Below are 14,021 nucleotides of genomic sequence, written 5' to 3'. Positions count from 1 at the left end.
CCTCCTCATCGTAGACTTCGGCGCGATCGTGCCGACCCATATCTGCGTATCCCAAATGTTTCCGAGTGTTCTCCCTACGTTCGGTAACGCATTCCGTGCGAAGAAGATTCGACCACTACCTTCCGTGGCCATGCCTTTGTCACGTAGATCGTTCCTGTCGGCCGGACTCGGAATCACTGTCGTCACCGCAGCCACCTCCGTCGGTGTCACCGGATACGCGCGCGCCGACGCGCCGAGAGTGAAGGGCGACCCCTTCCTGCTGGGTGTCGCCTCGGGTGACCCGGCGCCCGATGGATTCGTGATCTGGACCCGCCTCGCCCTCGACCCGCTCGCCGAAGACGGACTCGGCGGCATGCCCAACCGGAATGTTCCGGTGCAATGGGAGGTGGCGGAGGACGAGAAGATGACCCGCGTCGTCGCACGCGGCACCGAACACGCCGTCCCCGACAGCGCTCACTCCGTGCACGTCGAACTGTTCGGCCTGCGTCCCGGACGGGAGTACTTCTACCGGTTCCGCACCGGCAACCGGTTGAGCCCGGTGGGGCGGGCGCTCACGACACCGGCCGCGGCCGAGACCCCGGCCGCCCTGACGATGGCGTTCGCGAGTTGCGCCCAGTACGAACACGGCTGGTTCACCGCCTACCGGCGCATGGCGGAGGACAATCCGGATCTCGTTCTGCACCTGGGGGATTACCAGTACGAGTACACCAGTGGCGGTTACACCAGCGACACCGGTCTCGTCCGCTCGCTCGACGGGCCCGAGACCGTCACCCTGGCGAATTACCGGCAACGTCACGCCCAGTACAAGGCCGACGCCGATCTGCAGGCCGCGCACGCGATCGCGCCGTGGCTGGTGGTGTGGGACGACCACGAGGTCGACAACAACTGGGCCGGAACGATTCCGGAGAACACCGACGCCGCTCAGGGCAACGACACCACCGAGAACTTCCTCGCCCGCCGCGCCGCTGCATTCCAGGCCTACTACGAGAACATGCCGCTGCGACCCTCGTCGGCACCGCGGGGGCACGACATGACGATCTTCCGGCGGATCCGGTGGGGGAATCTCGCCAATTTCCACATGCTCGACACCCGCCAGTATCGCGACGATCAGGCCGCCGGCGACGGGTGGAAGAAGAACGTCGCCGAACGTCACGACGAGGCACGAACACTCACCGGGACCGAGCAGGAACAGTGGCTGCTCGACGGGTTCCGTACCTCCACCGCGCAGTGGGACTTCCTCGGCCAGCAGGTGTTCTTCGCCGAACAGGACAAGGACCCGAGCCCCGATGGCGACGAGGTGAGCATGGACGGCTGGGACGGGTACGCGGCGTCACGTCATCGGATCACCCAGGGCTGGGTGGAGTCGCCGGTGCGCAACGCTGTGGTCCTCACCGGCGACGTGCACCGGCACTGGGCCAACGACATCAAGGTCGACTTCGCCGACCCGGACGCGCCGGTGGTGGGGTCGGAACTGGTGTGCACGTCGATCACGTCGAACGGCAACGGTACCGGCGCGACGCAGGTCGACCACCTGCCGGCGAACCCGCACCTGAAGTTCTACAACGACCGGCGAGGCTACGTGCGTACCACGATCACCCCGGACGCCGTGCACGCCGACTTCCGGGTGCTCGACACGGTCACCGAACCGGACGCGCCGGTGTCGACGGCGGCGTCGTTCGCCATCGTGTCCGGACAGCCGGGCCTGCAGCCGCGTTCGTAACATCCTGGACGGTCGGTACTGTGTTCCTTCACCGACCGAAAGGACTGTCTTCATGTCGATTCGCCGACGGATCACCCGCGGGGCCGCCCTCGCAGCCTCGACCGCCGCACTCGCAGCGGGTGCCGCCTGGGTGGGCGCCGGAAGTGCCGCCGCCGCACCGGTTCCCGTCCTGCAGATCCTCGGCAATGCGATCGTGCCGATCCCGTCCGGGCAGTGCCACGGCAGCATCGAGGTGGCCTACGAGCACGTACCGGGCCGACCGGATCTGGCCGAGGCGATCTTCACCCCGACCGGCACCTGGGGTGCGATCCCGGGCTGCGAGGTGCCGGTCGAGTTCGCGTGGATCAACGGGATGTTCCCGTTCACCCACGGTCACTCGGTGACCGTCGCCGGGGGCCGCACCAGCACGATCATCAACCCCGGTGCGGGTGTGAGCCTGCTCGTCTCCGTCCCGAACACCGGCGCCATGGGTGCGCCGAGCTGGGGCACCAGCGGCTACATGTGGCTGCAGCCGTAGCCTCCGAGCGGATCGCTCAGGGGCGGGGGACGCGCGAGACGGGCCGGTGTTGTGCGCGGTGCAGTGCGCGTCGCAGTTCGTCCCGGTCGTCGAACACCTGCACCGTGTCCCCGGAGACCAGGCGTGGCTCGCATCCCCGCCCGGCCACGACGACGACGTCTCCGGGACCGGTGTGGGCGACGGCGATGTCGAACGCGCGACGTCGGTCGGCCTCGACGACGACGCGGGCACTGCGCGCGGCGAAGGCACCTTCGGCGACCGCGTCCCGGAGGACACGCGGGTTCTCCGAGAGGGGACTGTCGTCGGTCACGACCACGACGTCGGCGTAGGTCGCGGCGGTGTGACCGAGCGGAAATCGCTTGCCGGGATCCCGTTCTCCGGTCGCGCTGATCACGAGGACCAGTCGCCGCTCGGGGGCGAGCGATCGGAGGAAGGGCAACAGTTCGCGTTGCCCGGACGTGTTGTGCATGTAGTCCACGAGCGCGAGAACGCCTTCGCCGGTGTCGACGCGTTCGAGCCGGCCGGGCACACTCGCGAGGGTTTCCAGACCCGCCGCGGCCTGCAGGACGTCGCCGTCGACGGCGGCCACCGAGGTGAGCGCCGTCAGCGCATTGGCCACCTGGTGGGGTCCGAGGAGCGACAGTCGCACCGGCGCACTCCCGGCCGGTGTGTGCACGGTGAAGGTGGTGCCGTGGAGATCGCACCGGATCGCGTCCGCGTACACGTCGGCGCGGGCATCGCGGGTCGAATGCGTCCACAGCGGCACGTCGACGGAGGCGGCCAGACGCCGGCCGTACTCGTCGTCGATGTTCACCACTGCCGTCTGCGTGCGGTCGGCGGTGAACAGTGCCGCCTTGGCGGCGAAGTACTGCTCCATCGTGTGGTGGAAGTCGAGGTGGTCGGGCCCGAGATTGGTGAAGGCGACGGTACGGAACCGCACACCGTCGACGCGGCCCTGGCTGATGCCGTGCGAGGACACCTCGAGCGTCACCGCCTGCACGCCCTGGTCACGGAACTCGGCGAGGGTGCGGTGCACGACCGCGGCCTCGGGGGTGGTGCGGGTCGCGGGCCGAGTGCCGGCGGGACCGCGGACGACGACCCCGCCGATCATGCCGGTCTCCACGCCGGTGGCCGCGAGCGCGGTGTCGAGGAGATAGGTCGCGCTCGTCTTGCCGTTGGTGCCGGTGATGCCGTGGACTTGCAGCTCGCGGGAGGGGTGCCCGAGAATCCACGACGCCAACGGGCCGACCACCTCGCGCGGTCGATCGACGACGAAGGCGGGCAGCAGGCGCGACGGCCGGTCGCTGAGCACCGCGACCGCACCGTGGGCGGCGGCCTCGGCCTCGAGGTCCAGCCCGTGGGCGTGGTGTCCGGGTAGCGCGACGTACAGATCGCCGGGCCGCACCGTGCGGGAATCGTCGTTGATGCCGGTGATCACGCGGTCGTGCCCGTCCGGCGGCCCGGATCGCAGGACATCGTGGAGGTGCTCGGCGACGTCGCGGACCTGGATCCGCCGGGTGGGACGGCGAGGATCGTCCGGGTCGGTGTGCACGGGGGCGGATACCCGGTCCGGGGCGGAATGATGCGCCGCCGGTGACCGGGGTCCGCCGGCGTTTCCCTCGCTCCCAGCGTGCGTCGGTGTCACACGGTTACCCTCGAGGGATGACTGCGATTCCGGATTTCCCCGTCGGCACGAACACCACGATATCCGGTCTCGGCAGTTCCTTCGCCGACGAACTGAGCGGATTGTCGGTGCCGTGGCAGGGCGCCGAGGCTCCCGACCCGGAACTGCTCGCGCTCAACGAGGACCTCGCGGTGTCGCTGGGACTGGACGTTATGGCGTTGCGCAGCGCCGACGGGGTCGCCGTCCTGGCCGGCGCGGAGGTACCGGCGGGTGCGAAGCCGGTCGCGATGGCCTATGCCGGACATCAGTTCGGCGGATACGCTCCGCTGCTCGGCGACGGTCGGGCGTTGTTGCTCGGTGAACTCGTCGATTCGAACGGTGACCGCGTCGATCTGCACCTGAAGGGTTCGGGTCCCACTCCGTTCTCCCGGGGTGGGGACGGCTTCGCGGTCGTCGGGCCGATGCTGCGCGAGTATCTGGTGAGCGAGGCCATGCACGCGCTCGGCATCCCGACCACCCGTTCGTTGTCGGTGGTGGCGACCGGTCGGCCGGTCTACCGCGAGGGCGCCGAACCCGGTGCGGTACTGGCCCGGGTCGCGTCCAGCCACCTGCGGGTGGGGACCTTCGAGTTCGCGGCGCGGCAGGGCGAGGTCGTGCGTGCACTCGCCGACCACGCGATCGCCCGGCACTATCCGGATCTGCTCGACCTGCGGGAGACCGGTGAGAACAACCGCTACCTGGGTTTGTTCACCGCCGTGGTCGAGGCGCAGGCGTCGCTGGTGGCGCAGTGGATGCTCGTCGGTTTCGTCCACGGGGTGATGAACACCGACAACACCACCATCTCGGGGCAGACCATCGATTACGGTCCGTGCGCCTTCGTCGACGCCTTCGATCCGGCGGCGGTGTTCAGTTCCATCGACCACAGCGGACGCTATGCGTTCGGCAACCAACCCGCCGTCCTGAAATGGAATCTGGCGCGCTTCGCCGAAACCCTGCTCAGACTCGTCGATTCGACCCCGGATGCGGCGATCGCCGCGGTCACCGCCGTTCTGGACAGCTTCGACACCCGCTACGAGCGTCACTACCGGTCCGGTCTGGCCGCCAAACTCGGTCTCCCGGAAGACTCCCTCGACCAGGCTCGGGTCGACGATCTGCTGACGCTGCTGGAAGAGCACAATGCCGACTGGACGGCGACCTTCCGTGCCCTCGCCGACGAACTGCGCGGCAATCCGGCACCCCTCGACGGGCTCGTGCCGCGTGAGCGCTCGGCGTCGTGGCTCGAACGCTGGCACGCCGCGGCCGAGCGGGACGACCGGGCAGCGGGGGAGAGGGCGGAGGCGATGGACCGCGTCAATCCGCTGTACATCCCGCGTAATCATCAGGTCGACGCCGCGCTGAAGGCGGCGACCGGCGGCGACCTCGAGCCGCTCGCGAGGCTGCTCGACGTCGTCACACATCCCTTCGAGGCGCGTGCCGAGTGGAACGAATATGTCTCGCCCGCACCGCGTTCGTTCGCCGAGTCCTTCCGGACCTTCTGCGGCACCTGACCGCCCGATACTGACGAATCGAGACCGGTGTTGTTCGCGAGTTCCCAACGGATTTCGCGAACAACACCGGTCTCGGTCAAATCTGGACCAGTCGGGTGCGGGTCGGATCGCGCGGCCGGTTACGCACGAACTCGACTCCGGTCGGGTACTTGCAGGTGGCGAGTTCGCGTCGGAGGCGGCCGCGGGATCGGCGAGCTGGACGACCGCTTTCACCGCCTCGCGGCGAGACTTCCGGCATCTGCACCGCCCGGCCGCAGTGCTCGGCGGCGGTGTGCAGATGTACGGGATGGAGACGGTCAACGGGCGCGACGCCGTTTCTTGCGCTTCTTCTTGTTCTTCGCGCGCCGGCGAGCAGCCGGCGGCTGCCGCCGGCCCGTCGACGCGGCGGCCTCGCGCGAACGTTGCATCTCCCGGCGCAGGCTGTCCATTAGTTCGGGGGAGCGGAGCAGGAAGGTTGCCTCCTGCAGCGCCGCATAGCGGTCCTTGGAGATCAGGACGCCCGTGCCGCGTTTGCCGACGATCTCGACGGCGACGGTCTCGTCGTTGACCTCCCGGACCAGCTCACCGAGCCGCTTGCGTGCGGCTTTCACGGACACGGACGTTGATGGCACTCGCGGCGACTCCGATCTGTTCCTTCGACGCGGGCATCCTTTCATCACCGATGTCGGATTCGGGGGCGGACACGACGGAAAGCCCCTTCGATGTCACAACGGACAGCCCGTTCGATGTCACAGAAATGCGCGCACGGAGCGTGGCAACGCGGTCGAGGACCCGGTGATCGGTGACGGGATCGGATCGTCGGCGACGGTCCGCAACGGCACCACTCCCGCCCACACGGAGTGGTCTTCACCGTCCCCGGCGTCCTCTCCCGGTCCGGCCGCCCGGACCTTTACGCTCACCTCGGTGAGCGGCACTTCCAGGACCGTGGTGGCGGCCAGTTCCTTCGGTGTCGGCGACCGGACCTCGTCCCACCGACCGGGAATCAGATGCTCCGTCACCACCTTCAATGCGTGTTCCTTCTCGCCCGGCGCGACCGGTGTGGCCACACCGAACAACACCGCACTGCGGTAGTTCATGCTGTGGTCGAAGGCCGACCGGGCGAAGACGAGCCCGTCGAGATGCGTCACCGCGACCGACACCTCGATCCCGGACCGCGCGGCGAGAAACATGCCGGCGCCGGTCGAGCCGTGCAGCAGTAACCTGTCCCCGTCGCGGCCCATCGCCATCGGCAGCACCACAGGCGATCCTTCGCGGACGAAACCCACGTGCGCGATGCGGGCCTCGTCGAGAAGCCGGTGCAGCACCGCCGGATCGTCGGTGCCGCGTTCGGGTTTGCGGGTCAGGCGCGTGCGGTCGCTCATGGCACCGATCGAAGCAGTGCCGCCGCGGCCGGTCAACCGGATTCCGAATCGAGTAGTGCGCTACTCGCGACCCTCGGCGATCGCCACCACAGACTTCGTGTACAGGCACGGAGTGCGACAGTCGACCGGACGACGGAGATGACGAGATGGACAAGACCGGTGACCATGCAATCGTTCTGGGCGCGAGCGTCGGTGGTCTGCTCGCGGCCCGTGCGCCGGCAGAGTCCTACGACGCGGTGACGGTCGTCGAACGCGACGTCCTCCCGTCCGGTGCAGAGAACCGTCGCTTCCGCGACCGTCGAGCCACCTACGTGCCGAGTCGGCCGCTGCTCGAACACCATGTCCGGCGACGGGTCCGCGCCATCCCGAACATCACCCTCCTCGACGGACACAACGTCGGCGACCTGACGACGACACCCGACCGCCGCCGGATCACCGGGGTGCAGGTGGGCAGCCGCGAGGGTGTTCGGACCATGACGGTGGATCTGGTGGTCGACGCGATGGGACGGGGCGCCCGCACCCCGGCGGGTCTCGAGAAACTCGGCTACGGACGACCGGTCGAAGAACACGTCGTCGTCCACGTCGTGTACCGCAGCCAGCTGCTACGACTCGCGCCCGGCACACCGATGGAGAAGATGGTGTTGATCGGTGCTGTGCCGGGACGTCCGGCGGGCATGGCGCTGTTCGGCTACGAGAACGGCACGTGGCTGTTCACGGTCGCTGCGATGGCCGGTCGCGAACCGCCACCGAGCCGGGACGGCATGATCTCCGCCGTGGAGGCGTACGCGCCCGACCACGTCGTGGCCGCGCTCCGTACCGCCGAACCCCTCGGCGAGGTGGCACAGCACAAGTTCCCGTCCAGCCAGTGGCGGCACTACGAGCGGATGCGCCGCTTCCCGGACGGGCTGCTCGTCTTCGGCGACGCGATCTGCAGCTTCAACCCGATCTACGGTCAGGGCATGACGGTCGCCGCCGTCGAAGCGATGTCGCTGCGGGACTGCCTGCGGCGCGGCGAGGACGACCTGTCCCACAGGTTCTTCCGGGCCGCGAAGAAACCGATCGGTGCTGCGTGGCAGCTCGCGATCGGCTCCGACCTCGCGCTGCCCGAAGTCGAAGGACCCCGCAGCGTGCAGACCCGGCTCGGCAACGCGTACGTGGCGCGGGTCCTGGCCGCCGCCGAGAACGATCCCGTGGTTGTCGACCGATTCCTGCGGGTCAGCAGCCTGATGGATCCACCCGGACATCTGATGCATCCCGCGCTCGTGGGCCGGGTGTGCATCGGCAATCTCCGGCGCCACCGGAGAACCGGCGGTGCGCCCATGGCGGTCCCCAGCGAGATAGGGACGAGCTTGTCGGCCCTCCGACGATGAATTCCGCCTCCGCCCATTGCGCAGCGGTCCTCCGGCCGGTAGAAGTGTCGGATGCCCAGCACCGTCATCGAGGTCCGCACCCGCCACGACCGCGAGGTCGAGACCGGCATCATCGACGCCGTCCACGACGCGCTCGTCGCCGCCTTCCGGATCCCGGAGATCGACAAGCACATCCGGCTCGTGGTGCACGAACCCGAACGATTCGCGGTGCCGCCGACCCTGACATCGCCCGAGCTCTACACCCTCGTGATCGTCGACTGCTTCGCCGGGCGCAGCGTGGACGCCAAGCGGCGCCTCTACCGCGAGATCACCGAGCGGCTCGGCGCATTCGCGATTCCCGCCGACCACGTGACCGTGATCGTGCGCGACATCCCGACCGAGAGCTGGGGGATCCGCGCCGGGCAGGCCGCGTGCGATGTGGATCTCGGATTCACCGTCGATGTGTGAGGACTGCTCTTACGGAGAGAACTGCGCGTTCGGGAGGGTGGAGGGTACGAGGGATCCGAGGTCCTCGACCACATCCCACAACGGGTCGTCGAATCCGATGTCGTAGGTGCAGTCGGCTTCCCGCGGGTCGGGCACGAACGCCCACAGCAGTGCACCCGCGGTGCCGGCGGCGCGTTGACCCTCGATCTTCGTGGTGATGTGATCGGCGCGGTCACCGAGCGACCCGCACGATCCGGCGAGCTCACCGATCTCCGCCACGAGCAACGGCTTTCCGACGGCTGCGGCCTGCGCGACCCGCCGGGCAAGGCCGTTCCACTGATCGCCGGGCAACGGCACGCCGTCGGCGCCGTAGTCGTGGTACTGCACGGCATCGACATAGGAGGAGGCGCTGACGAACTGGTACTCGTCGCCCTGGGTGCCGCACTGACCGCCCCCGGTGTAGCCCGCGGTGATCAGAGTGCGGGGGTCGACGGCGCGCAGTTCGGCACCGGCCGTGTCGAAGAAGTCACGCAACACCTGCGCGGCGCCGGGTTCGCACGACCGGGTCCACCAGTGGCACGCGGCGTCGGTGCACGAACTCGTCTCCGGCTCGCCGACCAGCTCCCACGCTGCGAGGGACGGGGAGTCCCGGTAGCGGGCGACGGCGGTACGCATCCAGTCCCGGTAGCTCATCACCACCCGTTCGTGTCCCGGGGTGAATTCGGTCCACCCGTCGACGTACCATTGCCGTCCCTTGAAGACCTCGTCCTCGCACGCGCCGTCCTGTGGTGCCAGGACCGGCAGCAGCATCTGATCGTGCGCTTCGGCCGCCGCGAAGACCGCGTCCATCGGTCCGAAGTCGAGTTGCCCGGTGAACCGGTTGACGGCCAGCGCCTGGAAGAGGTTGAAGCGGGTGAGCGAATTCGGGGGCAGCGCACCGAAATAGGCGTCGAGGTCGACCATCGCTCCGCATCCCCAGTTCACCGACCAGTCGGTGGCGAGCTGGTAGGCGTTGAACCCGGTGGGCCACCAGGCCCGACCGTCGAGCGCGAAACCGTCCGGCGACGCGGTCACCCGCGCGCCGGGCGCCGGTGCCGCTGCCGCGGGGCTCGTGCCCAGCAGCAGCCCGACCACGGTCGCGGCGCCGACGATGAGTCTGGATACCCGAAGCCTCGTCATCTTCCGGATCGTAGGTCCGCGGCGCAGGTGAGAGCCCCGATCAAGGAGGAACACGCCGCAGTGACCGTCGTCACGATCAGGCGAACTCGAGGGCTCCCTCCACCGGACGTGTGACCCGCCGGGTCCGCGGAGATCCGAGCGCGCTCTCCAGATCCGACCCGTCGTGCTCGGCGAGCAGTTCGCCACCCGACCACACCAGCAGCGTCGTGGCGACGGTGTGCTCGGCCACCGAATGCGACAGATCGTAGTGCGCGCAACCCGGCACGCCGGCATAGGTGATCCACAGGTCGAAACCGGTCATGAACAGGTCGAGGTCGAATTGCACGGACAAACCGAGCAATTCGCTGCGACCGGTGTCATCCACACCGGCGAAGGCCTCGTCCAGGGCGAGCAGACGCGGCGCATGCGGGTCGGCCGAATCGAGCATCACGTGCGCCGCGGCGAACAACGGCAGGTGCAGGGAGACGGACTGCTCGCCACCGGACAGCGCCGAGTGCCGGGCCGGGGTGAGGCGGTCCTCACTGCCGTCCGCACCGACGAGACTGAACGAGAACACCCGCCACCGGCGGTAATCCAGCGTGGCGGCGAGAATCTCTGGGTACGACCGTTCCGGATGCGCGGCCCGCTCCGCGCGGATCCGCGACGCGAAATGCGCGCGGATCCCCGCGAGGTCCTCCGGCGCCAGCATCGACGCGTCACGGTCGAGGAGCTTGCACACCGCGCGGGCCGGCTCGTCGAGATGGTCGGCGAGCACCCAGTGCACCCCGATGGTGTTGCCCGAGGACATGTGCCGTTGCCGCATCTCGGTGCCCATCCGGGCGATGAGGTCGCGGGCGTCGACGGTGCGCTCGTGGATCTGCTGCGCGAGACCGGTGAGCAGCGCGTCCTCGAGGATGCGTCGTTCGGAGTCGGTGAGCAGGGTTTCCTGTTCCTGCCGCGCCCGGGCGATGCGCTGCGCGAACGCCGCGACGGACGTGTAACCCTGTTCGTCCTGTACCTGCACGACGGTGATGCCGTCCGCGGCGTCCCAATGCAGGCGGTAGTCGCGACCCCGGGCGAGTTCGGCGTCGAACTCCTGCAGCGCGGAGGTCAGTGCCGAAGCGGTGGACTTGCGGGTCGACTCGGAGGCCGTGACCGATTCGGTGGCGGCGTCGAGTGCCCGGAACAACGAGAGGACCTCGGTGGGCAGCACGTCGACCGTGTCGTCGGGGGACTGCCGGATTCGGTAGGCCAGCTGATCGGCGTCGAGCCACGCGGCGGCGCTGGACGGCCACACGTGCTCGCTCTCCACGCCGAGCAGGGTCAGCAGGTCGCGCCGGGCGAAGGGTGCCAGGGCGTCGGCGTCGGCGCGGGCCTCGGTGAGCGCCGACCGCAGTGTCTGCTCGGCGCCCGTGTGGGCGGCCTCTGCCTTGCCGATCCGCTCGAGCGCCGACTCGTGGGCCTTACGCGCGGTTCGCTCGGCGGTCTTCGCCGTCTCGATCCGGCGTCGGGCCTCGTCGAGCTGGGCATCGATCCGGTCGGCGCTCGCCCCGATCGACTCGCGCAGCGTCTCGAGCTTCTGCTGCTCGTTGGCCAGCGTCTCGGCGTTCTCCGCCGCGAGCTCGGCCGCGTGCTCGGCGGAGACCCGCGCCTCGTCGAGCCGCACATCGGTGTCGCGGAGTCGATCACCGCAGGTGACCTGCTCTCGCAGGGCGCGCTGCAGGGCCTGGCCCTGGGAACGGAAGTGCCGCACGGCTGCGTCGAGACTGTCGAGTTCCGTCGCGGTGAGCGGTGCCCGGTGCCGGCCGGCCGTCGACCGCAGATGCTGTTCCTTGGTGGCGACCGCGGCGATCGCCTGGTCCAGGTCGCGATCGGCGGCAGCCGCGGATTCGGATGCGGTCCGCAACGCGCCGGCGCATTCGGTGACCTTGCGCAGCGCCGCGAGCACGGATCCGGTGCGCGGCAACGACTTCACGGCCTCGTCGAGTGCGGTGAGCCGGTGGCCGATCTCGCGATCCTGCTCGCGCAGCGCCTCCACGTCGACGCGGCATTCGGCGATGGTGGTCTCGAGTTCGACGATGCGACGCTGCCGACGCCGGGCGCGGGCGGTGGCTCCGATGAACTCGGCCTGCTCCTTGACGTGGCGACCGAGCTGCACTCCCTGCCGGAACCCGCCGTGCGCATCGACCGACACTCGCGCGTCCGGACCGGGATCGGTGGCCCACGCGATCGACGACAGCACCGCGGCGACCCGTTCCTCGGGGACGGCCGTGTCGGGTTCGGGAACGAGTACGTCGGCGAGGGTGAGACCGCTGGGGCGGTGCTCGGGCGCCAACGGCACCAGCAACTGCTCCGACTCGATGTCCGGCAGGTCGCCGTCGGTGATCCACCCGTCGAGCAGGTTCGCGGCCTGCAGTGCCGCTTCGATACCGGCGGCGTCCTGCGCCGACACATCGTCGCGGAACCGGACGAGCTGCCACAGCGGGGCGCCGACGAGATCGTTGCGGTTGCCGGTGCGGGCCGGGAACGCCGGGGGAGCGTCGTCGCGCTCGGCCGCGACGGCGGCGCGTTCGGTCTCGAGTTCGGCGACGCGGGTGCCGAGCGACTCGGTCTCAGAGCCGCACACGCGCCGCCGGAATCGCAGGTCGTCGAGCACGGGCCCGGTGTGCTCGGCGAACACCGCCGCGGGGGACGGGGCATCGTCCTGACCGACGGTGCCGAAGGCGGTGTCGAGCGCTTCGAAGACCGGAGTGGACAGGCCCACGGCCGCGAAGGTCTCGGCGCGATCGGACCACCACCGGCCCAGCTCGGCGGCGACCTCGCTGCGGGACAGCTCGACCATGGTCTCGGCGGCCTCCACCGCGGCCGAGGCGGTGTCGCGTTGCGCGCGGGCACGCACCGCGGCGGCCTCGGCCCGTGACCGCGCGGCGGTCGCACCGTCGAGCTGGGACAGTGCGCTGCGCACCGCGCGCACGTCGGCGTCGCGTTCCTCGGCGAGAGCGTCGATCGCGGTGTTGAGCTGCTCGGTCCGTTCGATGCCGTCGAGGCCGGTCCATGTGATGCCGGCGTCCTCGGCCGCCGCACTCAGCCCGTCCTCGGCGCGACGACGCGCCACCGTCGCCGTTTCGAGGGCGTCGCGGGCGCTGTCGTGGTCGCGGAGCCGGTCGGCTACGACGGCCTGGGCACGGTTCGCCTGCTCGGCCTGCGCGGCGGTGGTGCGCTCGAGGTTCTTCACCGCGGACGCGAGGTCGTCGAGCTGCTGTTTGCCCTCGTAGGCGCTGGAGCGGTGCAGTGCCTCGAGGGTGGTGCGTGCCTGTTCGTGGTCGCGTTCGGCCACCAGGAGCTGTTCCTCGGAGGCCGCGCGAGCGGCGGCGGCCTCGGTGCGGGCTTCGGTCGCCTCGCGCAGCGACCGGACGGCGGTGTCCACCACTCCGAGACGGGTGGCGACCTTGTCGACGGCGGTGCGCGCCTGCTGACGGATGTACTTCGAATACACCTTGACGAACTGTTGCGCCGCATCGTCGGCGGCGGCGAGGGATTCGAGGGTGCGCTCGACCTCCTCGATCGCGGAGAACGAGCGGGCGGCCTCGACGATGAGATCGTCGTCGAGGGGGCGAAGGCCGTCGGTCAGCGCCTGCGACAGGCCCTTCGGGTCGAGGTTCTTGGCGAGCTGGGGGCGGCGCAGCGTGAGGATCAGGTTGATCAGCTGGTCGTAGCGTTGCGCGCCCAGCCCGAACATGCGCGCGTCGATCGCGGCCCGGTAGTCGACGGGACGATCGGCAATCGCGTCGGCCCCGATCTGATCGACCAGTTGTTTGCGGGTGAGCGGTCGGTCCTCGTCGTCGAGCAGCGAGAAGTCGACTCCCACACGGCCGTCGACGACGAAATGCCAGCGGGTGACCTTGTCGTTGCCGCGAGTGGCGCGCATCCCGATACCGACGGTGACGGCCTCCGGGTCGTCGGCGCGGCCGCGGCAGAACTCCATCCACACGTACGAGTGGGCGCTGTCCTGGCCGCGGTACAGCAGGTTCGAGCGCATGGTGCGCTCCTCGCCGGCGAACGGGTTCAGACGTCGCGGTTCGATCCGGCCGTCGAGCACGAACGGGAACAGCACCTCGAGCGCCTTGGTCTTGCCCGACCCGTTCGGTCCGCGCAGCACCAGTCGTCCGTCGGCGAACGAGAACTCCTGGTCGCGGTAGTCCCACAGGTTGATGATCCCGGCACGCGTGGGGCGGAATCGGGCGCTGCTCATGAGATCTCCGTCGGGGTCGTATCGGGGGCGGGGACTGTCGGTGGGG

Annotated in this window: 10 protein-coding genes; 5 read left to right on the top strand and 5 right to left on the bottom strand. The window is 69.5% G+C overall.

Features of this window, described 5'->3' with window-relative positions; all coding sequences use genetic code 11:
* The first annotated feature begins 130 nt into the window (after nt 1-130).
* Entirely contained in the window at nt 131-1,720 is a 1,590-nt protein-coding gene (locus B9C99_RS21490) for an alkaline phosphatase (RefSeq protein ID WP_088899284.1), read from the top strand.
* A gap of 52 nt (nt 1,721-1,772) precedes the next feature.
* The gene (locus B9C99_RS21485; RefSeq protein ID WP_088899283.1) at nt 1,773-2,237 is read left to right on the top strand and encodes a hypothetical protein; all 465 of its coding nucleotides are present in this window, start codon (nt 1,773-1,775) and stop codon (nt 2,235-2,237) included.
* A gap of 16 nt (nt 2,238-2,253) precedes the next feature.
* Here B9C99_RS21485 and B9C99_RS21480 read toward each other — a convergent pair whose 3' ends face one another.
* Entirely contained in the window at nt 2,254-3,789 is a 1,536-nt protein-coding gene (locus B9C99_RS21480) for a Mur ligase family protein (RefSeq protein WP_088899282.1), read from the bottom strand.
* A gap of 110 nt (nt 3,790-3,899) precedes the next feature.
* Here B9C99_RS21480 and B9C99_RS21475 point away from each other — a divergent pair, with 110 nt between their 5' ends.
* Nucleotides 3,900-5,408, top strand: coding sequence for a YdiU family protein (locus B9C99_RS21475; protein ID WP_088899281.1), 1,509 nt, complete (start codon nt 3,900-3,902; stop codon nt 5,406-5,408).
* Nucleotides 5,409-5,704: 296 nt separating this feature from the next.
* Here B9C99_RS21475 and B9C99_RS21470 read toward each other — a convergent pair whose 3' ends face one another.
* Both B9C99_RS21470 and B9C99_RS21465 read right to left on the bottom strand, forming a co-directional pair.
* Complete coding sequence (locus B9C99_RS21470) at nt 5,705-5,998, bottom strand: type II toxin-antitoxin system Phd/YefM family antitoxin (RefSeq protein WP_253250157.1); 294 nt, start codon at nt 5,996-5,998, stop codon at nt 5,705-5,707.
* Between the two features lie 138 nt (nt 5,999-6,136).
* The gene (locus B9C99_RS21465; protein ID WP_051424912.1) at nt 6,137-6,769 is read right to left on the bottom strand and encodes a pyridoxamine 5'-phosphate oxidase family protein; all 633 of its coding nucleotides are present in this window, start codon (nt 6,767-6,769) and stop codon (nt 6,137-6,139) included.
* Nucleotides 6,770-6,915: 146 nt separating this feature from the next.
* Here B9C99_RS21465 and B9C99_RS21460 point away from each other — a divergent pair, with 146 nt between their 5' ends.
* Both B9C99_RS21460 and B9C99_RS21455 read left to right on the top strand, forming a co-directional pair.
* Complete coding sequence (locus tag B9C99_RS21460) at nt 6,916-8,139, top strand: 2-polyprenyl-6-methoxyphenol hydroxylase-like oxidoreductase (protein WP_088899279.1); 1,224 nt, start codon at nt 6,916-6,918, stop codon at nt 8,137-8,139.
* Between the two features lie 51 nt (nt 8,140-8,190).
* Nucleotides 8,191-8,586 carry a tautomerase family protein gene (locus tag B9C99_RS21455; protein ID WP_016694650.1) on the top strand — a complete coding sequence of 132 codons (396 nt, stop codon included), beginning with the start codon at nt 8,191-8,193 and terminating at the stop codon, nt 8,584-8,586.
* Nucleotides 8,587-8,595: 9 nt separating this feature from the next.
* Here B9C99_RS21455 and B9C99_RS21450 read toward each other — a convergent pair whose 3' ends face one another.
* Entirely contained in the window at nt 8,596-9,744 is a 1,149-nt protein-coding gene (locus B9C99_RS21450) for a beta-mannosidase (protein WP_088899278.1), read from the bottom strand.
* A gap of 76 nt (nt 9,745-9,820) precedes the next feature.
* Entirely contained in the window at nt 9,821-13,975 is a 4,155-nt protein-coding gene (locus tag B9C99_RS21445; RefSeq protein ID WP_016694648.1) for a TIGR02680 family protein, read from the bottom strand.
* Nucleotides 13,976-14,021: the final 46 nt, after the last annotated feature.

It is taken from the genome of Rhodococcus sp. BUPNP1 (genome assembly GCF_002215235.1).
GTDB lineage: Bacteria > Actinomycetota > Actinomycetes > Mycobacteriales > Mycobacteriaceae > Rhodococcus.
Note: the sequence above shows the minus strand (reverse complement) of the source record. Positions and strands in the feature narration are given on the sequence as shown.